A 24,519-nucleotide genomic window follows, 5' to 3' on the forward strand; every position below is an offset into this window, starting at 1 on the left:
GCCCCGGCGTTTCCCGCGACGACAGCCGTTACATTCATTCAGAAAATCCGCCGTGACCGGCTCGCGCGCTCGTTCTTGCCCAGCCCATATAAAACAATTGTTTTTTCAATAAAGACAGAAGTATCATTTGTTTTATTTCGAGTCCCACGTCCATGACCTCCACGCTCCAGGACCGCCTGCGCGACATGCTGCCCGGCCTGCCTGCCGAACTCCAGCGGGCGGCACGCTGGGCGCTGGACAATCCGGCCGAGGTCGGCCTGTGGTCCATGCGGCGCCAGGCCCAGGCCGTGGGCGTGGCGCCCGCCCCCATGCTGCGCATGGCGCGCGCCGCCGGCTGCGACACCTATGAGGCCTTCCGCGCGCCCTTCCAGCGCGCGCTGACCCAAGGCATGGAAGCGGGCTGGCGCGACCGCGCCGCGCGCCTGCAGGCCCGGCGCGCCGAAACGCCCGCTGTGGACGCGCGCGCCGCCCTCACCCGCTGGCAGACCGCCGCACTGGAATCCATCGGCGCCGTCAACGCCGACTCCGCCTTCGACGAAGCCGCCGCCACGCTGCTGGCCGCCCGCCAGGCCGGCTTCCTGGGCACGCGCTCGGCCTTCGGCATCGCCTTCCAGATGCGCTATGCCTACCAGATGCTGTGCCGCAACGGCATGCTGATCGGCGGCCTGGGCGGCGCCTCCTCCGACGAGGCCGATACCCTGGGCCAGGGCGACGCGCTGGTGGTGGTGACGCAGGCGCCCTACGCGGCGGCCACGCTCGAACTGGCGCGGTCGGCGGCCGAGCGCGGCGCGGCCGTGATCGCGCTGACCGACGCCCCCACCAGCCCGATCCTTCCGTTCGCCCGCCATGTCCTGCGCTTCGCGCGGCCCGAGGATGCGCCCGGCGACACGGGCGGACCCGCTTCGTTCTTCCACAGCACGGCGGGCCTGCTCGGCCTGGCCGAGCACCTGATCGCGCGCGTCGCCGTCCTGGGCGGCGACGGCGTATTGCAACGGCTGTCCGAAATCGAATCGCGCCAGCGCGCCGATGGCGTGTATTGGCCCGAAACGCCTGGCCGCCCAGCCCCCTCCCGCGCGCGGCGCTGAATCCGCCGCGCGCCTAACCTTGTCCGGAACCTGCGTCATGACCCGCTCCCGAGTTTTCCATCGCTCCCTGCGCGCCACGCCCCCCGTCGCCGTGCGCGGCCAAGGCGCCTGGCTGTACGACCAATCCGGCCGCGCCTACCTGGACGGCTCGGGCGGCGCGGCGGTGTCCTGCCTGGGACACAACCACCCCGACGTGTTGGCCGCCATGCACGCGCAGATCGACGCGCTGGCCTACGCGCACACCAGCTTCTTCACCACCGAGGCCGCCGAATCGCTCGCCGCCATGCTGGTCGAGGACGCCCCCGCCGGCACGTCACACGCCTATTTCGTCTCCGGCGGCTCCGAGGCCATCGAGGCCGCGCTGAAGATGGCGCGGCAGTACTACGTGGAAATCGGGCAGCCCGGCCGCCGCCACATCGTCGCGCGCCGCCAGAGCTATCACGGCAACACGCTGGGCGCGCTGGCCGTCGGCGGCAACGCCTGGCGACGGGCGCAGTTCGCCCCGCTGCTGATCGAGGTCGAGCATGTCTCGCCCTGCTACGCCTACCGCGACCAGCGCGAGGGCGAAAGCGAGGAGCAATACGCGGCGCGGCTGGCCGACGAATTGGAACAGACCTTCCAGCGGCTGGGACCGGACAGCGTCATGGCCTTCGTGGCCGAGCCGGTGGTCGGCGCCACCCTGGGCGCGGTCACGGCCGTGTCCACGTATTTCCGCCGCGTCCGCGAAGTCTGCGACCGCCATGGCGTGCTGCTGATCGCCGATGAGGTCATGTGCGGCATGGGACGCAGCGGCACGCTGTACGCGGTGGAACAGGAAGGCGTCACGCCCGACCTCATCACCATCGCCAAGGGCCTGGGCGGCGGCTACCAGCCTATCGGCGCGGTCATGGCGCAGGAGCGCATCGTGCGCGCCATCGAACAGGGCTCGGGCTTCTTCCAGCATGGCCACACCTATCTGGGCCACGCCACCGCCTGCGCCGCCGCGCTGGCGGTGCAGCAGGTCATCCGCCGCGACGGCCTGCTCGAGCGCGTGCGCGCGCAAGGCGCCGGATTGCGCCAGCGCCTGGAACGCGCGTTCGGCGATCATCCGCATGTGGGCGATATCCGCGGCCGGGGCCTGTTCATGGGCCTGGAGCTGGTCACCGACCGCGCCAGCAAGCAGACCTTCGATCCCGCGCTGTCGCTGCATGCCCGCGTCAAGCGCGAGGCCATGGCGCGCGGCCTGATGGTCTATCCGATGGGCGGCACCATCGACGGACGCCATGGCGACCATGTATTGCTGGCCCCGCCCTTCATCGTCTCGGACGACGAGCTCGACCAGCTGACGGAACGCCTGGCCGGGGCGATCGACGCCGCCATCGCACAGGCGCGCGGCTGAGCGCGAGCGTCCGCGGCGAATCCAGCCACGGGCACGCCTGGCCGGCAGGCCCGGCGGCAGCGGCAAAGAAGCGGGGCGCCATCCCGGCGCCCCGCCAGCCCTCGTCGTTACGTCCGCCGCTCAAGCCGCGCCGCGGCCATCCGACGTCCGGCGCCATTGCGGCCAGACGCCCACCGTCAACGCGCGCAGGAACCACTCCACCGGCCCGTAGGCATGACGGCGCATCCACCAGGCCGACGCCGCCGTCTGCGCCAGGAAAATCACCAGCGCCAGCCCGCCGGCCTCCAGCGGCGACCACAGGCCCATCTGGCGCGCGCCCCAGGCCGTGAACACCAGCGCGCAGACCACGGACTGCATCAGGTAGTTGGTCAATGCCATCCGGCCCGCCGGCGCCAGCCATGCCGAAAGCCGCGCGCCCAAGCGCGAACGCAGCATCAGCAGGAAGGCGCAGGCGTAGCTCATGGTCAGCAACGGCGACGTGAGCAGACCCACGGCCAGGCCCGGCAACTCCCAGGAAGGCCCGGCCACCGAAGGCAGCGCGGACCAGGCATAGAAAGCCGCGCCGGCCAGGCCCGGCAACAGGCCCAGCGCCAGCAGCAGCCCCAGCGCGCGCGGCTGGCGCCACGGATCTTCCAGCGCCTGCCGCCGTCCCAGCGCGTAGCCGACCAGGAACATGGCGAAGGCGTAAGGCCCCTGCACCAGCAGCAGCACGACCCAGACGTACTCGATGAGTTCCTTGGCGTGCTGCCCGATCACGGAACCGACCGTGCCCCGGTAGGCTTGCAGGGCGGAGAGCGCGTCGGCCCGCGCCTGCGCCGCGACCTCGGGGCCCGGCGGATCCAGCAGGCTCAAGCCGGCCAGCACCGCCCAGGCCGCCGAGGCGAGTCCGATGAGCCACAACGCCAGGCGCAACGCGCGGGCGGGCTCAAGGTTGCGGCAGCAAAGCAGCAGCAGGCCCAGGATGGCGTAGGTCAGCAGGATGTCGCCGTGATAGAACAGCACGGCATGCGCCGCGCCCAGCGCGGCCAGGCCCGCCAGCCGCCGCAGGAAACGCGGCAGGAAAGCCGCCTGGCCGCGCTCGGCGGCCGCCATCTGCAGGGTGAAGCTGTAGCCGAACAGGAACGAGAACAGCAGATAGAACTTGGTCTCGAACAGCAGGCCGAAGACCCAGCTGGCCGCGAGATCCAGCGGGCGTCCGAACGCGGGATCGACCACGCCGCTGCCGTAGTACGGCGAGGCGAACACGCCGATGTTGACGACCAGGATGCCGAACAGGGCGAAGCCCCTGAGCGCATCCACCTGCTGCAGCCGCGCGGGTCCGGCCGCAGCCGGGACGGCACTCATTTGCGACCTCCGGCCGCGGTGTCGGATGGCAGATAGCGGGCCAGCGCGCTCTCGATCAGGCGACGTCCGGCCTTGGCGTCGAATCCGGGATCGACCACGCGGCGGCTGAAAATGCCATCCAGCAGCAGCAGGATCATGTCGGCCATTTCGTCCGGCGGCTGCGGCGGCGTCTCGCCGCGCGCCTTGCCCCATGCCGATGCCAGCATCGCCGTGAGGCCCTGCTTGCGCTCGGCCTCGTTGGCGATGACCAGCGCATGCACTGCGGGATTGCGCACCGCCTCGGCCAGCACTTCCATGCCCAGGCGCACATAGGACGGATCCAGATACAGCAACACCTGCTCGGCCAGCCAGCCGCGCGCCGCGGCGCGGGCGTCGGGCGAGGCGCAGGCCGCCTGGATGACATCCCGCGTGGCCTCGGTATCCGCCGCGATCAGGGCCTCGATGATATCGGCCTTGCTGCGGTAGTAGTGGAACAGGTTGCCCGGGCTCATGCCTGCGCGCTCGCAGATCTGGGCGGTCGAGGTGCCGTGAAAACCGTGCTCGGCGAAGCAATGCGCGGCGGCGTTGAGGATATGGCGGCGGCGCTCCTGCTGCTTGATGGGGTCGACTTTGCGCATGGAAACCATTAATAGATAATTTAGTCTATTAATTAAAAACCAAGCCGCGCCGCTTCGTCAACGAAAGGATCGCGCCGACCCCGTCCACGCAAGGGCCGCAGGCGCCCCCGATCGAGACCGCCAGGACGCCTCCCAGAAAAAATCCCGCGCCAGCATGGCGCGGGATTGGGCGTGTTCCCGGAGCGCGCCCGGACGCTCAGCCCAGCACCGGCGACAGCACCGGCTGCTTCGGGCGCACGTCCAGCTGCCGGCCCTTGCGCGCGCGCTTGCCCACGTAGGGCGTGAGCGCCGAGCCGGCCAGGATGTCCTCGGTGTGCTTGTTGCGGTACACGCCAGCGGCGCGCAGCCCGGCCGCGCCGATCGGCACGGCCTGGTCCAGCTTGTCGGCGGTGTCCAGCCCCATCAGGATCGTGCCGCGGCCGCCTCCCGACAGACTCTTGACCTCGTCCAGGCCGAACACCAGGAACTTGCCCTTGTCCGACAGCAGCGCCAGCTGCGTCGCGCCGTCGAACAGCGGCACCGGCCGCAGCAGCTCGTCGCCGGCTTCCAGCGTGATGAACTGCTTGCCGGCGCGCTGGCGGCTGAACATGTCCGAGAGCTTGGCCGCGAAGCCGTAGCCGCCGCGCGTGGCCAGCAGCCAGCGCGAATCGGCGGCCGCCGCGATCATGTGCACGATGCGCGAACCGCTTTCCAGGTCGATCATGGTGGTGATCGGCTGGCCGTCGCCGCGCGCCGACGGCAGGCCCGACACGGCGACGGAGTAGACGCGGCCGTTGTCGCCCAACGCGATCAGCGTGTCGGTGGTGCGGCATTCGAAGGCGCCATACAGGTCGTCGCCCTGCTTGAAGCCGAATTGCGAGGCATCGTGGCCGTGGCCCTGACGCGCGCGCAGCCAGCCCTTCTGCGACACGATCACGGTCACCGGCTCGTCCAGCACCTTGGTTTCCAGCACGGCGCGCTCGGCCGTCTCGATCAGCGTGCGGCGATCGTCGCCGTACTGCTTGGCGTCGGCCTCGATTTCCTTGACCAGCAGGCGCTTGAGCGAGGCCGGGTTGTCCAGCAGCTCCTGCAGGCGAACCTGCTCTTCGCGCTTGCCGGCCAGTTCCTGCTCGATCTTGATCCCTTCCAGGCGGGCCAGCTGGCGCAGGCGCATTTCCAGGATGTCGTCGGCCTGGCGCTCGGTCAGCTTGAAGCGCTCCATCAGCGCGGCGCGCGGCTCGTCGGATTCGCGGATGGTCTGGATGACTTCGTCCACGTTCAGGTAGACCACCATCCGGCCTTCCAGCACGTGGATGCGGTCGATGACCTTGTCCAGGCGGAAGCGCGTGCGGCGCGTCACGGTCTGCGTGCGGAACGCCAGCCATTCAGTCAGGATGTCGCGCAGGCCCTTCTGGCGCGGACGGCCGTCGGTGCCGATGCAGACCAGGTTGACCGAGGCGCTGCTTTCCATGCTGGTCTGCGCCAGCAGCGTGTTGACGAATTCATCGCGGTCCACGCGCGAGGTCTTGGGCTCGAACACCAGGCGCACGGCGGCGTCCTTGCCGGACTCGTCGCGCACGGCGTCCAGCAGGTTCAGCATGACGGCCTTGGACTGGGTCTGCTCGGGCGTCAGGCTCTTCTTGCCGGTCTTGACCTTGGGATTGGTGATTTCCTCGATCTCTTCGAGCACCTTCTGGCAGGACGTTCCCGGCGGCAGCTCGGTCACCACCAGTTGCCACTGGCCGCGCGCCATTTCCTCGAACTGCCAGCGCGCGCGCACCTTGAGCGAGCCGCGACCGGTCGAATAGATCTGGGCGATATCGGCGGCCGGCGTGATGATCTGGCCGCCGCCGGCGAAGTCGGGGCCGGGCACCAGGCTGTACAGCTCGGCGTCGGTCAGCTGCGGCTGCTTGATCAGCGTCACGCAGGCCTGCGCCACTTCACGCAGATTGTGCGGCGGGATTTCGGTGGCCATGCCCACGGCGATGCCGGACGCGCCGTTCAGCAGCATCACCGGCAGGCGCGCCGGCAGCATCTGCGGCTCTTCCTGGCTGCCGTCGTAGTTGGGCACGAAATCGACCGTGCCCTCGTCCAGCTCGTCCAGCAGCAGCTTGGCGATCGGCGTGAGGCGGGCTTCCGTGTAACGCATCGCCGCGGCGTTGTCGCCGTCGCGCGAGCCGAAGTTGCCCTGACCGTCGATCAGCGGATAGCGCAGCGAGAAATCCTGCGCCATGCGCACCATCGCGTCATACGCGGCCTGGTCGCCATGCGGGTGGTACTTACCCAGCACATCGCCCACGACGCGCGCGGACTTGACGGGCTTGGCGCCGGCCGCCAGGCCCATGGCCTGCATGGCGAACAGGATGCGGCGCTGCACCGGCTTCTGGCCGTCGCCCACGTCAGGCAGCGCCCGGCCGCGAACCACGGACACGGCATAGTCCAGATAGGCCTGCTCGGCATAGCGCGCCAGCGTGATGGCGGCGTCGCCGTCACCGGGCGAGGAGGCGTCGAAAAGACCAGGTTGATTGCTGTCGGTCATGATGTATTCAGGTAGACAATTTCATCGGAACGGCGTCATTGCGCCGGCGCGGACACGGCCAGCTTCGCGTCGGCCACATGCGTGCGGAATTGCGCGCGCACGGCCTCCAGCGTGCCGGCGTCCTGCCCGCGCTTGGGGATGATCACGCCTTGCAGCGTGCCCAGGACCACATACAGGTGTTCGGGCGTTTCCTCGACGCGGCTGACGTTGCTCCAATCCATGCGGCCCGAAGCCGAGGCGGTGGCGTCATCGATGCCGTCGGCGCCGAATTCCAGGCGATGGCGGCCCAGGAACATCTCATCGGGCTGACGTCGCAGCATGCGCCGCGTATTGGCCTTCACCAGGGCGGGCAACACGAATTCGTAGGCCAGCGCCAGCAGGACCAGAACGCCCAGGCCCACCGCCAGCCCCTGGAAATAGGCGGGCAGGACCGCGCCCCAGTCCGGGCCGCCCGGTCCCCAGGCGCTCCATGCCGTGTAGGCCAGCAGCGCCACCACCATCAGCACGGCGAAGCGCAGATGCGAGCGCATGCGGCGACCGCGCATTTCGGGCCGCTTGTACATATAGGCGACGAAGTCGGCATAGTCATCGGCCTTGAGGTCGATTTCCATGACGGCGGACGCGGGCGCGGCTTGCGTCATCAGATGTCGAGCTCCGCCAGGTTGCCCTTCTCTTCGATCCAGGCGCGGCGTTGCGAGGATTCCCCCTTGCCCATCAGCATGTCGAACATGCGCGTGGTGTCTTCCGGCGACTGGTCGCCATAGCCCACCGGCAGCAGACGGCGCGTGTCCGGATTCATGGTGGTTTCCCAGAGCTGCTCGGGGTTCATTTCGCCCAGGCCCTTGAAGCGGCTGACCGCCCAGGCGCCTTCGCGCACGCCTTCCTTGCGCAGCTTGTCCTGCGCGGCTTCCAGCTCGCCGTCGTCCAGGCAGTAGATCTTGCGCGCCGGACGCTTGCCCTGCGCCGGCACGTCCAGGCGGAACAGCGGCGGCTTGGCGACGTAGACGTTGCCGGCCTCGACCAGCTTGGGGAAGTGCTTGTAGAACAGCGTCAGCAACAGCACCTGGATGTGCGAACCGTCGACGTCAGCGTCCGACAGGATGCAGATGCGGCCGTAGCGCAGCCCGGACAGGTCGGGCGTGTCGTTCGGCCCGTGCGGGTCGACGCCGATGGCCACCGAGATGTCATGGATTTCGTTATTGGCGAACAGGCGATCGCGGTCCACTTCCCAGGAATTGAGCACCTTGCCGCGCAGCGGCAGGATGGCCTGGAATTCCTTGTCGCGACCCATCTTGGCCGAGCCGCCGGCCGAGTCGCCCTCGACCAGGAAGACCTCGGTGCGCGCCGCGTCGCTGGCTTCGCAATCGGTCAGCTTGCCGGGCAGCACGGCCACGCCGGAACTCTTGCGCTTCTCGACCTTCTGCGCCGAGCGCTGGCGCGCCTGCGCCTGGCGGATCGCCAACTCGGCCAGCTTCTTGCCGTACTCGACATTGCTGTGCAGCCAGAGATCCAGCGCGCTCTTGGAGAAACCGCCCACCAGGCGCACGGCGTCGCGGCTGTTCAGCCGTTCCTTGATCTGGCCCTGGAACTGCGGATCCAGCACCTTGGCCGACAGCACGAAGCTGGCGCGCGCGAACACGTCCTCGGGCAGCAGCTTGACACCCTTGGGCAGCAGGCTGTGCAGCTCGGCGAAGCTCTTGACCGCGCCGAACAGGCCTTCGCGCAGGCCCGATTCGTGCGTGCCGCCAGCCGGCGTGGGAATCAGGTTCACATAGGACTCGCGCACGGCGTTGCCGTCCTCGGTCCAGGCCACCACCCACTGCGCGCCCTCGCCTTCCGCGAAGTTCTCGTGGTCGGCGCCGGCGTACTGCGCGCCCTCGAAAAAGGGCACCATCAGCTCGGCGCCGGCCAGCGCTTCGGCCAGGTAGCCGCGCAGGCCGTCCTGGTACTGCCAGGTCTTGGTGTCGCCGGTCTTCTCGTTGACCAGCATGACCTTCACGCCCGGCAGCAGCACGGCCTTGCTGCGCAGCAGGTGCGTCAGCTCGCCCAGCGGAATCGTGGGGCTGTCGAAGTATTTGGTGTCGGGCCAGACGCGCACGCGGGTGCCGGACTTCTTGCGTCCGCCTTCGGCATACGGCGCCAGCGGCTCGGCGACCTCGCCGTCCTTGAACACCAGCCGGTTCACGCCGCCGTCGCGCCAGACCACGACTTCCAGCCGGGTGGCCAGCGCGTTGGTGACGGACACGCCCACGCCGTGCAGACCGCCGGAGAACGCATAGGCGCCTCCGCCCTGCTTGTCGAACTTGCCGCCGGCGTGCAGGCGGGTGAACACCAGCTCAACCACCGGCGCGTTTTCTTCCGGGTGCAATCCCACGGGTATGCCGCGGCCGTCGTCCTCGACGGATACGCTGCCATCGGTGTGCAGCGTGACTTGTATCTGTTTGCCGTAGCCGGCCAGCGCCTCGTCGGCGGCGTTGTCGATCACCTCCTGCACGACGTGCAGCGGGTTCTCGGTGCGGGTGTACATGCCCGGGCGCTGGCGCACGGGCTCCAGCCCCTTCAGGACGCGGATGGACGCCTCGTTGTAACGTGGAGTGGCCAAGTTATCCCCAACATCTGTGGAAAAAAACCGACATTTTACGGACAAGCCCAGATTCCGCGCGGCTCCCGGTGGGATGCGCAGGACCTGAGCAGCCCCATATTCGGTAGGATGACAGTCATGGCGGCGGCCCTGTCCGGCTGTTTTTCTGCAGGACCTCGGCCGCCGCGCCGCAACATCCTACACAAAAGCCGCAAACCCTGTTGTTATCGACAGTGGTATGCTTTAATCCATTACAAACTAGAACAACGGCATGGCACGTCCCCTTTTTCGCGCCCTCTGCCGCGGAACAGAGAATCACCATCATGAGCGACCAAATCAAGAACGTCAGTGACGCCAGCTTCGAGGCCGATGTGTTGAAGTCCGGCCAGCCGGTGCTGGTGGACTACTGGGCTGCCTGGTGCGGCCCCTGCAAGATGATCGCCCCGATCCTGGAAGAAGTCGCCGCCGAATACGCTGGCCGCCTGACGGTCGCCAAGCTGAACGTGGACGACAACCAGGGCACCGCCGCCAAGTACGGCATCCGTGGCATTCCCACCCTGATGCTCTTCAAGGACGGCCAGGCCGCCGCCACCAAGGTCGGCGCGCTGTCGAAGTCGCAACTTACCGCATTCCTGGACGGCGCGTTGTAAACTGCGCGCTGTAACCGAAGGCGCCGCCCAGGCGGCGGCGTCCTTCAAAGAAATACGCGCGAGCCCGTCCGTGGCGCGCCGACAAACCCCTCCTTTACATTCCCCCACCACTCACCGCGATGCACCTCAACGAACTGAAGGCGCTGCACGTCTCGCAGTTGCTGGAAATGGCCGCTGGCCTGGAAATCGAGAACGCCAACCGCCTGCGCAAGCAGGAACTGATGTTCGCCATCATGAAACGGCGCGCCAAGCAGGGCGAGCAGATCTTTGGCGACGGCGTGCTCGAAGTCCTGCCCGACGGCTTCGGTTTCCTGCGCTCGCCCGAGACCTCTTACCTGGCCAGCACGGACGACATTTACATCTCGCCGTCGCAGATCCGCCGCTTCAACCTGCACACGGGCGATTCGATCGAAGGCGAAGTCCGCACGCCCAAGGATGGCGAGCGCTATTTCGCCCTGGTCAAGGTGGACAAGGTCAACGGCGTGGCGCCCGAGGCGATCAAGCATCGCATCATGTTCGAGAACCTGACGCCGCTGCATCCGAACCGGACCATGCGCCTGGAACGCGACATCAAGAGCGAGGAAAACCTCACCGGCCGCATCCTGGACGTCTTCGCCCCCATCGGCATGGGCCAGCGCGGCCTGATCGTCGCCAGCCCCAAGTCCGGCAAGACGGTGATGATGCAGCACATCGCGCACGCCATCACCACCAACTATCCCGACGCGGTCATGATCGTGCTGCTGGTGGACGAGCGTCCCGAGGAAGTGACCGAAATGCAGCGCACGGTGCGCGGCGAAGTCGTGGCCTCGACCTTCGACGAGCCGGCCACCCGCCACGTGCAAGTGGCTGAAATGGTCATCGAAAAGGCCAAGCGCCTGGTCGAAATGAAAAAGGACGTGGTGATCCTGCTGGACTCGATCACCCGTCTGGCCCGCGCCTACAACACCGTCGTGCCGGCCTCCGGCAAGGTGCTGACCGGTGGCGTGGACGCCAACGCCCTGCAGCGCCCGAAGCGCTTCTTCGGCGCCGCCCGCAATCTCGAGGAAGGCGGTTCGCTGACCATCCTGGGCACCGCGCTGATCGAAACCGGCAGCCGCATGGACGAAGTGATCTACGAGGAATTCAAGGGCACCGGCAACTCCGAAGTCCACCTCGAGCGTCGCCTGGCTGAAAAGCGCGTCTACCCGGCCATCAACCTGAACAAGTCCGGCACCCGCCGCGAAGAGCTGCTGATCGCGCCGGACCTGCTGCAGAAGGTCTGGGTGCTGCGCAAGTTCATCCACGACATGGACGAAGTGCAGTCCATGGAATTCATCCTGGACAAGATGCGCGTCACCAAGACCAATGCCGAATTCTTCGACATGATGAAGAAGAAGTAAGCCAGTCCCTGGCGGCGCCGCGCGCCGCCAGCCGCGGACGGGTCGCGCCTGTCCGCGACCGCAGCACCCAGGCCGCCGCGCGCGGCCTGCCCTCCCCCGTCTTGTCGTCCTACCGATTGCGCAGTCGATCGTGGCCCGCCCGGCCATGCGCCGCGCCGGCATCCCATGCCCGGCCAGCCCGCGCGACGACGCATCCCCCGCCTTGAGCCGACCCCGCGGATCCCTGCCGATCCCGCGCCGTTCCTTCCTGCCTGCCTCCCGGCCGACGCTTGTCGCTCGACGACAGCCGTCCATGTCGTATTTGGACAAGATAGCGTCCGGCCGGGGAAACAGCGGATCCCGCCTTCAGAGAAGAATGCTCCAAAAAACCCGCCTGGCACCTCCCTGGTGTCCGGTCACAGGACGCGGCGCCATGTACGCCGCGATCCCACAACGGAGACTTCATCATGAACGCCCTGCATCGGGAGAGCGTCGTCATCGACGGCCTCATCATTTCCAAATGGGACCGGTCCGTGTTCGAGGACATGCGCCGTGCCGGCCTGACCGCGGCCAACTGCACGGTATCGGTCTGGGAAGGCTTTGCCCAGACGGTGGACAACATCGCCGCGATGAAGCAGCTGATCCGCCAGAACGAGGACCTACTGACGCTGGTGCGCGACGCGGCCGACATCCGCCGCGCCAAGGCCGAGGGCCGGATCGGCATCATCCTGGGCTTCCAGAACGGCCACGCCTTCGAGGACCGCCTGGGCAACATCGAAGCCTTCGCCGACATGGGCGTGCGCGTCGTCCAGCTTTGCTACAACACGCAGAACCTGATCGGCACCGGCTGCTACGAGCGCGACGGCGGTCTGTCCGGCTACGGACGCGAAGTCATCGCCGAAATGAACCGCGTCGGCATCATGGTGGATCTGTCTCACGTCGGCGCCAAGACCTCCGAAGAAGCCATCCTCGCCTCGACACGCCCGGTCTGTTATTCGCACAGCCTGCCCTCGGGCCTGAAGGCGCACCCGCGCAACAAGAGCGACGAGCAACTGCGCTTCATCGCCGAGCGCGGCGGCTTCGTCGGCGTGACCATGTTCCCGCCTTTCCTCAAGCGCGGCATCGACGCCACGGTGGACGATTACGTGGAGGCCATCGACTACGTCAGCGCCATCGTCGGCGAGGACAACGTGGGCATCGGCACGGACTTCACGCAAGGCTACGGGCAGCCCTTCTTCGACTGGCTCACCCATGACAAGGGCCGCCATCGCCGCCTGACCGACTTCGGCCCCATCCAGAATCCCGCCGGCATCCGCAGCATCGGCGAGCTGCCGAACCTGACCGACGCCATGCGGCGCGCCGGCTGGAGCGACATCCGCATCCGCAAGGCCATCGGCGAGAACTGGCTGCGCGTCTTCGGCGAAGTGTGGAATAGATAAGGAGCCCGCCATGCAACCGACCCTGCCCATCAACGTCGACGAGCAAACAGGCGTCTGGCGCACCGACGGCCTGCCCATGCTGTACGTGCCGCGCCATTTCTTCATGAACAACCACCTGGCGGCCGAGGGCGTGCTGGGCCGGGAGGCCTACGCCGCCCTGCTGTATCCCGCCGGCCACAAGTCCGCCTATTACTGGTGCGAACAGGAATCGCGCCGCCACAAGATCAGCGGCGCGCCGGTCTACGAGCACTATCTGCGGCGCCTGTCGCAACGCGGCTGGGGAATCTTCGCGCTGGACGAGATCGATCCCGCCCGCACCCGCGCGCGCATCACGCTGCGTCACTCCGCCTTCGTGCTGGCCCAGCCCGGGACGGCCGGCCTGCTCTGCTACATGTACTCGGGCTGGTTCGCGGGCGCCATGGATTGGCTGAGCGACCAGCAGGGCCGGCCGGCGCGCGCCCAATGCGCCGAACACCACTGCGGTTCGCAAGGGCATGCGCACTGTGAATTCATCGTTCGTCCCATCGACGCCTGAGGCCGGCCATGCGCTATTCACGCCTGTTTACGCCCATCACCCTGAACCAAGTCGTGCTGCGCAACCGCATCGTCAGCACGGCGCACGCCGAAGTCATCGCCGACGAACACGGCCTGCCCGGCGAGCGCTACCTGCGCTACTACGAGGAAAAGGCCAAGGGCGGCCTGGGGCTGGCCATCTGCGGCGGCTCCAGCATCGTTTCGCCCGACAGCCCACAAGGCTGGTGGCGCTCGGTCAACCTTTCCACCGACCGCGTCATCGAACCGCTGGGCCGCCTGGCCGAGGCCATGCACCGCCACGGCGCGCGCATCATGATCCAGGCGACCCACATGGGCCGGCGCTCGTCCTGGCATGGCGAACACTGGCCGCACCTGGTCAGCCCGTCCGGCGTGCGCGAGCCCGTGCACCAGGGCAACGCCAAGACCATCGAGCCCGAGGAAATCCGCCGCATCATCGCCGACTTCGCGGCGGCGGCGCGCCGCGTGCAGGCGGCCGGCATGGACGGCATCGAGATATCCGCCGCCCACCAGCACCTGATCGACCAGTTCTGGAGCCCACGCACCAACTTCCGCACCGACGAGTACGGCGGCTGTCTGGAGAACCGCCTGCGCTTCGGCATGCAGGTGCTGCAGGCGGTGCGCGAGGCCGTCGGCAAGGATTTCTGCGTGGGCCTGCGCATGTGCGGCGACGAATTCCACGAGGACGGCCTGAACCACGACATGCTCAAGGAAATCGCCCAGGCCATGGCCGAGACCGGCCTGATCGACTACCTCAGCGTGATCGGCTCGGGCGCCGACACGCACAACACGCTGGCCAACTGTATGCCGCCGATGGCGCTGCCGCCGGAGCCCTTCGTGCACCTGTCGGCGGGCATCAAATCGGTGGTGAAGATCCCCGTCATGCACGCGCAGAGCATTCGCGACGCCAACCAGGCCGAGCGCGTGCTGGCCAGCGGCGCGGCCGACCTCGTGGGCATGACGCGGGCGCAGATCGCCGATCCGCACATGGTCGTGAAGATCCGCGATGGCCGCGAGGACGAGATCAAGCAGTGCGTGGGCGCCAACTACTGCATCGACCGCCAGTACGATGGCCTGGACGTGCTCTGTGTGCAGAACGCCGCCACCACGCGCGAGACCACCATGCCGCACCGCATTGTCCCGACCCGGGGCAGGCGCCGCCGGATCGTGGTGGTGGGCGCCGGGCCGGCGGGCATGGAAGCGGCGCGCGTCAGCGCCGAGCGCGGCCATGACGTGGTGCTGCTGGAAAGCAACGCCGCGCTGGGCGGGCAGATCCTGCTGGCCGCCAAAGCGCCGCAGCGCGAGCAGATGGCGGGCATCGTCCGCTGGTTCGACCTTGAAATCAAGCGCCTGGGCATCGACTGCCGGCTGGGACAGGCCGCCGATGCGGACGATGTGCGCGCACTGGATCCCGACATCGTGGTGCTGGCCACCGGCGGGCGCAGCCATGTGCACCACCTGCCGGCCTGGGGCGTGGCCGACGGCCTGGCCGTCAGCGCCTGGGACGTGCTGGCCGGCCGCGTCGAGCCGGCCAGGCGCGTGCTGGTCTATGACGGCGTCAGCACCCACGCGGGCGCGGGGGTGGCCGACTACATCGCCAGCCGTGGCGGACTGGTCGAAGTGGTGACGCCGGACACCAAGGTTTCCGAGAGCGTGGGCGGCACCACCTTCCCCATCTTCTACCGCAGGCTCTACGCGCAACAGGTCGTGCTGACGCCCAATACCTGGCTGGAGCGCGTCAGCGCCGAAGGCGACAAGCGCATCGCGCTGCTGCGCAACGAATACACCGACGAGCGCGAGGAACGCGAAGTCGATCAGGTCGTCATCGAGAACGGCATCATTCCCAACGATGCCCTGTACGGCGCGCTCAAGTCCCAATCCGTCAACCTGGGCCAGACCGACATCCATGCCCTGTACGCCGCCGAGCCGCAGCCGGCCCTGGCCGAGCCGACCGGCGGCGGACGCTTCCTGCTGTTCCGCGTCGGCGATTGCGTATCGATGCACAACATCCACGGCGCCATCTACGACTCGCTGCGCCTGTGCAAGGACTTCTGACCATGGCCGCCTTTCCTTCCCTCATCACCGGACTGTTCTGGCTTGCCGTGCTGGGCATCGGCGCCGGAACGCTGCGCCGCGCCTCGCTCTGGCGCGCCGGGCGCAGCGCCCCCATCCGCTGGCTGGACATGCTCGCCGTGCCCAAGCGCTACTTCGTCGACCTGCACCACGTCGTGGCGCGCGATCCCTACATCGCGCGCGCCCACATCGCCACGGCGGGCGCGGCGGTGGCCGCCATGTTGCTGGTGGCGCTCAACTACGGCCTGGCGCTCTATCGGCAGTCCCTGGACATGGCCATCGCGCTCGCCGCGCTGGTCATGCTGACCGGCCTGGCCTTCGTCTGGCTGCGCCGCCGCCATCCGCCCGCCCGGCTGTCGCGCGGCCTGTGGAACCGGCTGCCGTGGATGCTGGGGGCGCTGGCGCTGGGCCTGCTGCTGCTGGGCGCGCTGCCCGCCGCGTGGCTGGCCGGGCTGACCGGCCTGGGCACCGCCGCGCTGTTGGCGGTGGGCGCCTGGGAGCTGACCGTGGGACTGGCGCGCGGCGGCCCGATGAAGCACGCGCTTGCCGGCCTGCTGCACCTGGCCTTCCACCCCCGCCCCGAACGTTTCGGCAAGACGCCGCGCGGCCAGCTCGCGGCCTTGCGCCCGCTGCCGCTGGACGGCCAGACGCTGGGCGTCGGCACGCCGGCGACGTTCACCTGGCAGCAGCTGCTGAGCTTCGACGCCTGCGTGCAGTGCGGCAAGTGCGAAGCCGCCTGTCCCGCCTTCGCCGCCGGCCAGCCGCTCAATCCCAAGAAGCTGATCCAGGATCTGGTCGTGGGCATGGCCGGGGGCACCGACGCCGGCTATGCGGGCAGTCCCTCGCCCGGCCTGCCCGTCGGATTCCACCACGGCGCGCCGGCCAGCCCCATCGTGCCCGAACTGATCGAGCCGGAAACACTGTGGGCCTGCACCACCTGCCGCGCCTGCGTGCAGGCCTGCCCGATGCTGATCGAACATGTCGACGCCATCGTCGACATGCGCCGCCAGCAGACGCTGGAACATGGCGCCGCGCCTAGCAAGGCCGCCCAGGCGCTGGCGAACCTGCGCGAAACCGGCACGGCGGGCGGCTTCGACCTGGGCGCGCGCTATCACTGGGCCGTGGACCTGGGCGTGGAACAGATCCAGCCCGGCCGTCCGGTGGATGCGCTGCTCATCGCCGGCGAAGGCGCGTTCGACATGCGCTACCAGCGCAGCCTGCGCGCGCTGGTCAAGGCCCTGCAGGCGGGCGGCGTGCGCTTCGCGGTGCTGGGCGCGCTTGAAACAGATACCGGCGACGTGGCGCGCCGCCTGGGCGACGAGGCCACCTTCCAGCAGCTGGCGCGCGCGTTGATCCAGACGCTCGACAGCCTGGACTTCCAGCGCATCGTGACCGCCGACCCGCACGTGATGCACTGTCTGCGCAACGAGTACCCCGCGCTGGGCGGACGCTATGCCGTGGAGCATCATGCCGCCACGCTGGCCGCCCTGGCCAGAACAGGCAGCATCCGCCTCAAGCCGCTGGAATCGTCCGCGCCCCTGACCTACCACGACCCCTGCTACCTGGCCCGCTACAACGGTGAAACCGAGGCGCCGCGCGAGCTGCTGGCGCGGCTGGGCGCGCCGCTGCGGGAAATGACGCGCCATGGCCTGGAAGGCCGTTGCTGCGGCGGAGGCGGCGGCGCGCCGTTGACCGACATCCCCGGCAAGCGCCGCATCCCCGACATCCGCATCGCCGACGCGCGTGAAACCGGCGCGGCCACCATCGTCGTCGCCTGTCCCAACTGCACGGCGATGCTGGAGGGCGTGGTCGGCCCGCGCCCCGACGTGCGCGACATCGCGGAACTGGTCGCCGACGCGCTGGAGACATCATGAACGCCATCCGCAGGATCAATCCGCGCCGGCCGTACACGCGCACAGCCGAGGGCCTGAAGCGCATCGTGCTGGGCCAGTCCGCCTCGGCCGGCGAGGATGCGTCGACGCCCGCGCAAGCCGGCGCCGCCAGCGCCGCCAAGCCCTTGCGCAGCCAGGCGCCCGCCGTGCGCCGCATGCTCGCGGTGGCCCACAGCGAACGCGGCGCGCTGTCGGCGGGCGCGCGCCAGGCCGTCGCGGCGGCGGCGCTGCTGGCACAGGCGGACACGGCCGTGCACCTGCTGGTGTTCGGCGACTGCCACGACGAACCGGCCGCGCTGGGAGCGGATATGCTGATCCAGGCGCAAGCGCCCGCCGCCCATGCGCCCGATCTTGCCCTGGCCGCCCTGCTGGCGGAAATCGCCGGCGATCCGCCGCTGCACATCTTCATGTCCGACGAGGATCCCGACGACGCCGACCTGGGCAGGCGTCTGGGCGCGCACACCGGCTACACGGCGGCGACGGGCGTGGTCTCGCTGAACGCCAGCGAAGCCTTCCGCATGGCCGGCCCGGCGCAGCTCGCCCGCTGCCCCCTGCCCCGCATCCTGCTGCTGGCCGCCGACGCCGTCGACGAGGCCCTGCCCTGCGCGGGCCGTGGCTTGCGCCGCCAGCTCCCCTGGCCGCAGGCGCCCGCGCGCTATCGCGAACAAGCGCGCTTCAAGCTGGACGCCGCCGAGCTGGCATTGGAAGAAGCCGACCTGATCGTCTCGGCCGGCAACGGCGTGCACGACCTGGAGAGTTTCCATGCGCTGGCGACCGCGCTGGGCGCGGCCGTCGGCGCCAGCCGCGTGCCGGTGGACGATGGCCGCTTTCCCCGTTCGCAGCAGATCGGCGCCACCGGCAAGACCGTCAGCGCCAGCCTGTACCTGGCGTTCGGCATCTCCGGCGCGGTCCAGCACCTGCAGGGCATCAAGGATTGCCGGCACGTGATCGCCGTGAACCTGGACGCCAGCGCTCCGCTGATCAAGCGCGCCGACCTGAGCATCATCGACGACACGCACAGCGTGACGCGGGCGCTGCTGGATGAAGTCGCGCGGGCCCGCGAAGCCGCGCGCATTCCCCTGGAGACGCCCCATGGCTGAACCGCGCATCGCCGTCCTGGTCTCGCTGGGACGCCATCCCGTCAGCGGCGCCGTCCGCTGGAGCCGCAACGACGGCGCCGCGCTGGCGCTGGCCCGGCGCCTGGGCGGCGCGTCCGTCGCCGTGCTGCACGCCGGCGATCCCGACGAACCGGCATTGCGCGGCTATCTGGCGCTGGGCGCGCCCTGTGTCCAGACCATCGACGTGCCGCGCGACCGGGACGTGCTGGATCCGCTTGCCGCCCTGCTGAGCGACTACGCCCTCGTGCTTTGCGGCAGCCGCGGCGAGTCCGGCATGAGCAGCGGCCTGCTGCCCTATCTGCTGGCGCAGCGTCTGGGCCGTCCGCTATTGCCCAACGTGCTCTCCGCCCAGCTGGCCGGCGGCGCGGTCCGGGCGCGGCAGTTTCTGCCCAAGGGCCGGCGCCGCGACATGGAAGCGGACCTGCCCGCGCTGCTGACCGTGCACCCCGCCGCGCCCTTCGAACCACGCTATGCCTATGCGCGGGAGCGCGCCGGGCGCGTACTGCCCGTTGCGGCGCCCGCCCAGGCCGCGCCGCTGGCCGACGCCTGGCGCATCGAACCGGCCGACGCGCGGCCGCGCAAGCTGGCCGCGCCCGAACGACGCTCCGGCCGCGACCGGCTGCTGGCCGCGACCGCCATGGCCAGCCGGGGCGGCGAAGTCATTCAACACGGCTCCCCGGAAGACAAAGCGCGCGCGGTGCTTGCCTATCTGCGCACTCACAACCTGGTTGATTACTGAGGTGGACCATGAACATCATCGCCCCGCTTTCCCCATCCCGCCCGCGCGTGGACGACGCACTGCGCGCCCTGATCGCCAACCGCGTTCCGGGCCACAGCCTGGACGCGCCGTTCTACCTCAGCCAGCAGGTCTTCGACCTGGACATGGAGGCGATCTTCGCCCGCCACTGGATCCATGTCGCGGCGGAGCCTGACATTCCCGAACCGGGCGACTACATCACCGTGGACGTCGGCCGCCATTCGGTCGTGATCGTGCGCGACGACGACCAGCAGATCCGTGCCTTCCACAACGTCTGCCGTCATCGCGGCTCGCGCCTGTGCCAGGAACAGCAGGGCTCCGTCGGCAATCTGGTCTGCCCCTATCACCAGTGGACCTATACGCTGGATGGCAAGCTCGCCTACGCCGAACACATGGGCGCCGGCTTCGACAAGCGCGCGCACGGACTCAAGCCCGTGCATGTGCAAAGCCTGGCCGGCCTGCTCTTCATCTGCCTGGCGGACACGCCGCCGACCGACTTCGCCCGGCTGCGCGACGAAGTCGAACCCTATCTGTTGCCGCACCATCTGAACGACTGCAAGATCGCCGCGCAGATCGACATCATCGAGGAAGGCAACTGGAAGCTCACCATGGAGAACAACCGCGAGTGCTATCACTGCGCGGCGAACCACCCTGAGCTGACCATCTCGCTGTTCGAATACGGCTTCGGCTATCAGCCCTCGGCCGCCAACGCGCAGCAGCTGGCCGACTTCGACGCGCTGTCGCAACGCCTGGAATCCGAATGGCAGGCAGACGGACTGCCCTCATCAGAACTCGACTGTCTGGACGAGCGCATCACCGGCTACCGCGTGCGACGCCTGCCGCTGGACCGCGCCGGCGAATCGGAAACCCTGGACGGCCGGGTGGCCTCGCGCAAGCTGCTGGGCAATTTCCAGCGCGCCGACCTGGGCGGGCTGTCGTTCTGGACGCAGCCCAACGCCTGGTTCCACTTCATGAGCGACCACATCGTCACCTTCTCGGTGCTGCCGATCGCGCCCGAAAAGACCCTGGTGCGCACCACCTGGCTGGTGCACAAGGATGCGCGCGAACACGAGGACTACGACATCGAGAATCTGACAGCGGTCTGGCGCGCGACCAACAGCCAGGACCGCGCGCTGGTCGAGATGTCGCAGCAGGGCGTGCGCAACCCGGCCTACCAGCCCGGCCCCTACTCCCCCTATGCCGAGGGCCTGGTGGAGAAATTCTGCAACTGGTATGTCGGCCGGCTGACGGCCTACTGCCTGGAATGACGCGCGGCCATGAGCGCCCCCCAGACCGCCCTGGCCGCCGCGCCGTCCATCGACGGCGCCATGTCGCGCCTGCACCAGCATGAGTACTGGCGACGCCTGCCGCCGCCCTGGAACAGCGAAACCGAGGAAGCGCTGTTGTGCACGCACGTCCGCGCCGAAACCCACGACGTCAAGAGCTTCTTCTTCCGCTCGCCGGCCGGCCACGCCTTCGCCTTCACGCCCGGTCAGTTCCTGACGCTGGAGCTGGACATCGGCGGCACGCGGCTGAACCGCTGCTACACGATCTCGTCGCCGCCGACCCAGCCGCACACCTTGTCCATCACCGTCAAGCGCGTGCCTGGCGGCCCCGTGTCGAACTGGTTGCACGACCACCTGAGCGCGGGCATGGCGGTGCGAACGCTCGGCCCAGCGGGCGTCTTCAGCAACGCGCTGCATCCGGCCGAGCGCTACCTGTTCCTGTCCGCCGGCTCGGGCATCACCCCGCTGATGTCCATGGCGCGCACCCACCGCGATCTGTGCGACGACCGCGACATCGTCTTCGTCCACAGCGCCCGCACGCCCGACGACATCATCTTCGAGCGCGAACTGGACCTGCTGGCCTCGAACCTGTCGCGCTTCCGCGCCCACTTCGTCTGCGAGCAGCTCGGCCGCCGGCCGTCCTGGCACGGACTGACCGGCCGGCTGAGCCTGCCCGCGCTGGCGCTCATGGCGCCGGATTTCCTCGAGCGCACCGTGTTCACCTGCGGACCGGCGCCCTATATGCGCGCGGCGCGCGAGATGCTGGCCCAGGCCGGCCTGAACATGAGCCGCTATCACGAGGAGAGCTTCTCCTTCGATGAACAAGCGACCGCGCCGGCCCCGGAGCCGCGCGCCACATCCACCGGGTCCAGCTACACCGTGCGATTCGAGCGCAGCCAGCGCAGCCTGGGCTGCGCGGCGGACCAGACCGTGCTGGACGCCGCGCGCGCCGCCGGCCTGCGGCTGCCGTCCTCGTGCACGCAAGGCATGTGCGGCACCTGCAAGGTCAGACTGCTGTCCGGAGAGGTCGACATGCGCCATCAAGGCGGCATCCGGCAACGGGAAATCGACCAGGGCATGGTGCTGCTGTGCTGCAGCCGCCCCCTGAGCGACCTGATCATCGAGAAGTAAACGCGGGCGCCGCGAGCCAGATCAGGCAGGCGCTGTTTCCATCAACGGTTTCGATAGGACAACCCTGATTTCTTCCCTGAACCCGCGATACCGCTCCACGCAAACGCGATAACGGCCGATACTCAGCAGCACTTTCGGTCGTCATGCTGGACTGCCGGCGCTTACCCGCCGGCAACAGGCCCGGCCCGGCGCCTGCCCGCGAAGGCGACGCCAGCCGGATGTTTGCTTGGCCTTGAACGAGGTCGATACGCATGCATCCCCAACCCCATCCGGACACCCCGGTTTCCAGCCGGCCCCTGCCTGTCCAGCCCGATCCGCCCGACGCGGCGCACAGCCATTTCGGCTTCCTGCTGCTGCCCGACTTCTCGATGATCGCCTTCGTCAACGCCGTCGAGGCGCTGCGGATGGCCAACTATGTCAGCCGGCGCCCGCTGTATCGCTGGTCGGTGCTGACGCCCGACGGCGCGCCCGCCACGGCCAGCAACGGCCTGCCCATCACGCCCACCGCGAGCCTGGACGACACGCCCGCCATGGAGACCCTGTTCGTCTGTGGCGGCATCGAGGTCAGGCGCCACGTCAACGGCGCGCTAGTTCGCGCGCTGACGCGGCTGGCGCGCCTGGGCATGACGCTGGGCAGCCTCTGTACGGGCAGCTACGCGCTGGTCAAGGCCGGCTTGATGAATGGCTATCGCTGCGCCGTGCATTGGGAAAACCTGTCCTCGCTGCGCGAGGAATTCTCGGCCGTGACATTCACCGAAGACCTGTTCGTGACCGACCGCGACCGCATCACCTGTTCGGGCGGCACCGCGCCGCTCTACCTGATGCTGGATCTCATGGCGCGGCGCTACGGCGACGCGGTGGCCGCCGGCGTGTCGGAACAGTTCATCCTGGACCGCATCCGCAGCGCCACCGAAAAGCAGCACATCCCGATGGCCGCGCGCATCGGCGTCAACCGACGCGAACTGCTGAGCACGGCGCAGCTCATGGAAGCGCACATCGAAGACCCGCTGAGCTTCGATCAGATCGCGGAGAGCGTGGGGCTGTCGCAGCGGCAATTGCAGCGCATGTTCAAGGAATACCTGAACATCTCGCCCACCCGCTATTACCTGTGGCTGCGGCTGCGCCGCGCGCGCGAGCTGCTGCTGCAGACGGACATGTCGGTGATGAGCGTGACGGTGGCCTGCGGCTTCCAGTCGCCCTGTCATTTCAGCAAGGCATACCGTTCGCAGTTCGGCCATCCGCCGAACAGCGAACGCCGGCGCGCGCCGGCGGCGGGCCCGCGCGGTCACGCCGCCAGCAGCGCGCCGTGCGGATCGATCACGAATTTTCGTGGCGCGCCGGCATCGAACTCGGCATACCCCCTGGGCGCATCGTCCAGGGAAATCAGCGTCACGCCCACCACGTCGGCGATCCGCAGGCGGTCCCAGAGGATGGCCTGCATCAGGGCCCGGTTGTACTTCGTCACCGGCGTCTGACCGGTGTGGAAGCTATGGGCCTTGGCCCAGCCCAGTCCGAAGCGCACCGACAGGCTGCCGCGCCGCGCGGCCGGATCGGCGGCGCCGGGATCGTCGGTGACATAGAGTCCGGGAATGCCGATGCGGCCCGCCACCCGCGTCACCTCCATGAGCGCGTTGAGCACCGCCGCCGGCGCCTCGGCCCGCGAGCCCTCCCCGCCGTGGCCGCGCGCCTCGAAGCCCACCGCGTCGACCGCGCAATCCACCTCCGGCGCGCCCAGGATCGCCGCGACCTGCTCGGGCAGGGGCGCGTCCAGCGTCAGGTCCACGGTCTGGAAACCGGACGCGCGCGCATGCGCCAGCCGCGCCGCGTTCACGTCGCCCACGATGACGACGGCCGCGCCCAGCAGCCGCGCCGAGGCCGCGGCCGCCAGCCCCACGGGTCCCGCGCCGGCCACGTAGACCGTACTGCCCGGCCCCACGCCCGCCGACACCGCGCCGTGGTAGCCGGTGGGCAGGATGTCCGACAGGCAGGTCAGGTCGCGGATCTTCTCCATGGCCTGCGCCGCGTCGGGAAAGCGAAGCAGGTTGAAATCGGCGTAGGGCACCATCACGTAGCGGGCCTGTCCGCCGATCCAGCCGCCCATGTCCACATAGCCATACGCGCCGCCGGGCCGGTCCGGATTCACGTTCAGGCACACGCCCGTGTCCTGTTCCTTGCAGCAGCGGCAACGGCCGCAGGCCACGTTGAACGGCACGGACACCAGATCACCGACCCGCAGCGTCTCCACGTCGGGGCCGATCTCGATGACCTCGCCGGTAATCTCGTGCCCCAGCACCATGCCCGCAGGCGCCGTGGTGCGGCCGCGCACCATGTGCTGATCGGAACCGCAGATGTTGGTGGCGACCACTTTCAGGATGGCGCCATGCCCGATCCTGCGGCCCCGGGGATCCGCCAGCTCGGGGAAGCGGAGCGGCTGGACCTCCACGCGTCCCTGCCCCATGTAAACCACGCCTCTGTTCTCTGCCATCGCTCGTCTCCTGGCCGGCCGCGCCGGCGTCGTGCCGGCCGGGCGGCCGCGCCTACGCGATGGTGACGCCGCCGGCGCGGGCGCGCTTGTCTCCAGGCGACAGGAACCAGACGGTTTGCGACCGCAACCCGCCCGACGCGCGGCGCGCGCCATGTCGGGAATAGGCAGTTTCGCGTCCGGCCCGGAAAAGAGCCGCGCAGCGCTTGGGAGAAGAATGACTGCGGGCCCGTCGCACGCAAGGCAGACAAGTGCGCC

18 protein-coding genes and 1 pseudogene are annotated in these 24,519 nt (G+C 68.9%); 13 read left to right on the forward strand and 6 right to left on the reverse strand.

All coding sequences use genetic code 11. From position 1 onward, the window contains the following. Nucleotides 1-152: 152 nt before the first annotated feature. Nucleotides 153-1,085, forward strand: a complete 933-nt coding sequence (locus AC6LJ5_RS15260) for a MurR/RpiR family transcriptional regulator (RefSeq protein WP_498140905.1) — start codon at nucleotides 153-155, stop codon at nucleotides 1,083-1,085. A 37-nt stretch (nucleotides 1,086-1,122) separates the two neighbouring features. Then, nucleotides 1,123-2,463, forward strand: a complete 1,341-nt coding sequence (locus AC6LJ5_RS15265; protein WP_498140906.1) for an aspartate aminotransferase family protein — start codon at nucleotides 1,123-1,125, stop codon at nucleotides 2,461-2,463. Between the two features lie 120 nt (nucleotides 2,464-2,583). On the opposite strand, the gene AC6LJ5_RS15270 is transcribed toward AC6LJ5_RS15265, so the two are convergent. The 5 genes from AC6LJ5_RS15270 to parE all read right to left on the reverse strand — a co-directional run bounded on the left by AC6LJ5_RS15270 (nucleotide 2,584) and on the right by parE (nucleotide 9,544). Next, nucleotides 2,584-3,807 (reverse strand): DUF418 domain-containing protein, encoded by a 1,224-nt coding sequence (locus AC6LJ5_RS15270; protein WP_498140907.1) that lies wholly within the window; start codon nucleotides 3,805-3,807, stop codon nucleotides 2,584-2,586. Beyond that, a complete protein-coding gene (locus AC6LJ5_RS15275) occupies nucleotides 3,804-4,424 on the reverse strand; it encodes a TetR/AcrR family transcriptional regulator (RefSeq protein ID WP_103276575.1) in 621 nt (206 codons plus the stop codon). Before AC6LJ5_RS15275 ends, AC6LJ5_RS15270 begins: the two co-directional genes overlap by 4 nt. Nucleotides 4,425-4,620: 196 nt before the next feature. After that, nucleotides 4,621-6,942, reverse strand: a complete 2,322-nt coding sequence (gene parC, locus AC6LJ5_RS15280; RefSeq protein WP_498140908.1) for a DNA topoisomerase IV subunit A — start codon at nucleotides 6,940-6,942, stop codon at nucleotides 4,621-4,623. A gap of 35 nt (nucleotides 6,943-6,977) precedes the next feature. Beyond that, nucleotides 6,978-7,583 carry a YcxB family protein gene (locus tag AC6LJ5_RS15285; RefSeq protein ID WP_498140909.1) on the reverse strand — a complete coding sequence of 202 codons (606 nt, stop codon included), beginning with the start codon at nucleotides 7,581-7,583 and terminating at the stop codon, nucleotides 6,978-6,980. Beyond that, nucleotides 7,583-9,544 (reverse strand): DNA topoisomerase IV subunit B, encoded by a 1,962-nt coding sequence (gene parE / locus AC6LJ5_RS15290; RefSeq protein ID WP_199770892.1) that lies wholly within the window; start codon nucleotides 9,542-9,544, stop codon nucleotides 7,583-7,585. Before parE ends, AC6LJ5_RS15285 begins: the two co-directional genes overlap by 1 nt. 302 nt (nucleotides 9,545-9,846) lie before the next feature. On the opposite strand from parE, the gene trxA reads away from it, so the two are divergent. The 11 genes and pseudogenes from trxA to AC6LJ5_RS15345 form a co-directional block, all read left to right on the forward strand. Further along, nucleotides 9,847-10,173 (forward strand): thioredoxin TrxA, encoded by a 327-nt coding sequence (gene trxA, locus AC6LJ5_RS15295; RefSeq protein ID WP_103275358.1) that lies wholly within the window; start codon nucleotides 9,847-9,849, stop codon nucleotides 10,171-10,173. Between the two features lie 119 nt (nucleotides 10,174-10,292). Next, nucleotides 10,293-11,552, forward strand: a complete 1,260-nt coding sequence (rho, locus tag AC6LJ5_RS15300) for a transcription termination factor Rho (RefSeq protein ID WP_103275359.1) — start codon at nucleotides 10,293-10,295, stop codon at nucleotides 11,550-11,552. A 446-nt stretch (nucleotides 11,553-11,998) separates the two neighbouring features. After that, the gene (locus AC6LJ5_RS15305) at nucleotides 11,999-12,970 is read left to right on the forward strand and encodes a dipeptidase (protein WP_498140910.1); all 972 of its coding nucleotides are present in this window, start codon (nucleotides 11,999-12,001) and stop codon (nucleotides 12,968-12,970) included. 10 nt (nucleotides 12,971-12,980) lie between these two features. Further along, complete coding sequence (locus AC6LJ5_RS15310) at nucleotides 12,981-13,505, forward strand: DUF5943 domain-containing protein (protein WP_498140911.1); 525 nt, start codon at nucleotides 12,981-12,983, stop codon at nucleotides 13,503-13,505. 8 nt (nucleotides 13,506-13,513) lie between these two features. Continuing rightward, nucleotides 13,514-15,577 carry an oxidoreductase gene (locus AC6LJ5_RS15315; RefSeq protein WP_392413011.1) on the forward strand — a complete coding sequence of 688 codons (2,064 nt, stop codon included), beginning with the start codon at nucleotides 13,514-13,516 and terminating at the stop codon, nucleotides 15,575-15,577. A gap of 2 nt (nucleotides 15,578-15,579) precedes the next feature. Then, on the forward strand, nucleotides 15,580-17,469 hold the full coding sequence (locus AC6LJ5_RS15320) for a (Fe-S)-binding protein (protein ID WP_498140912.1): 1,890 nt from the start codon (nucleotides 15,580-15,582) through the stop codon (nucleotides 17,467-17,469). Next, nucleotides 17,466-18,587: an electron transfer flavoprotein subunit alpha/FixB family protein gene (locus tag AC6LJ5_RS15325; protein WP_498140913.1), complete on the forward strand. Its 1,122-nt coding sequence runs from the start codon at nucleotides 17,466-17,468 to the stop codon at nucleotides 18,585-18,587. Before AC6LJ5_RS15320 ends, AC6LJ5_RS15325 begins: the two co-directional genes overlap by 4 nt. Continuing rightward, nucleotides 18,580-19,344, forward strand: a complete 765-nt coding sequence (locus AC6LJ5_RS15330) for an electron transfer flavoprotein subunit beta/FixA family protein (RefSeq protein ID WP_498140914.1) — start codon at nucleotides 18,580-18,582, stop codon at nucleotides 19,342-19,344. The genes AC6LJ5_RS15325 and AC6LJ5_RS15330 overlap by 8 nt, the downstream gene beginning before the upstream one ends. Nucleotides 19,345-19,352: 8 nt before the next feature. Further along, nucleotides 19,353-20,630 (forward strand): aromatic ring-hydroxylating oxygenase subunit alpha, encoded by a 1,278-nt coding sequence (locus tag AC6LJ5_RS15335; protein WP_498140915.1) that lies wholly within the window; start codon nucleotides 19,353-19,355, stop codon nucleotides 20,628-20,630. Between the two features lie 9 nt (nucleotides 20,631-20,639). Continuing rightward, nucleotides 20,640-21,779, forward strand: a complete 1,140-nt coding sequence (locus AC6LJ5_RS15340) for an FAD-binding oxidoreductase (protein ID WP_498140916.1) — start codon at nucleotides 20,640-20,642, stop codon at nucleotides 21,777-21,779. Between the two features lie 251 nt (nucleotides 21,780-22,030). Further along, a pseudogene (locus AC6LJ5_RS15345) lies at nucleotides 22,031-23,038 on the forward strand (GlxA family transcriptional regulator); the annotation flags it as partial. Between the two features lie 26 nt (nucleotides 23,039-23,064). Here the strand turns inward: AC6LJ5_RS15345 and fdhA are convergent. Continuing rightward, on the reverse strand, nucleotides 23,065-24,264 hold the full coding sequence (fdhA, locus tag AC6LJ5_RS15350) for a formaldehyde dehydrogenase, glutathione-independent (RefSeq protein WP_392413020.1): 1,200 nt from the start codon (nucleotides 24,262-24,264) through the stop codon (nucleotides 23,065-23,067). Between the last annotated feature and the right edge of the window lie 255 nt (nucleotides 24,265-24,519).

It is taken from the genome of Achromobacter sp. 1011791174, assembly GCF_059760925.1.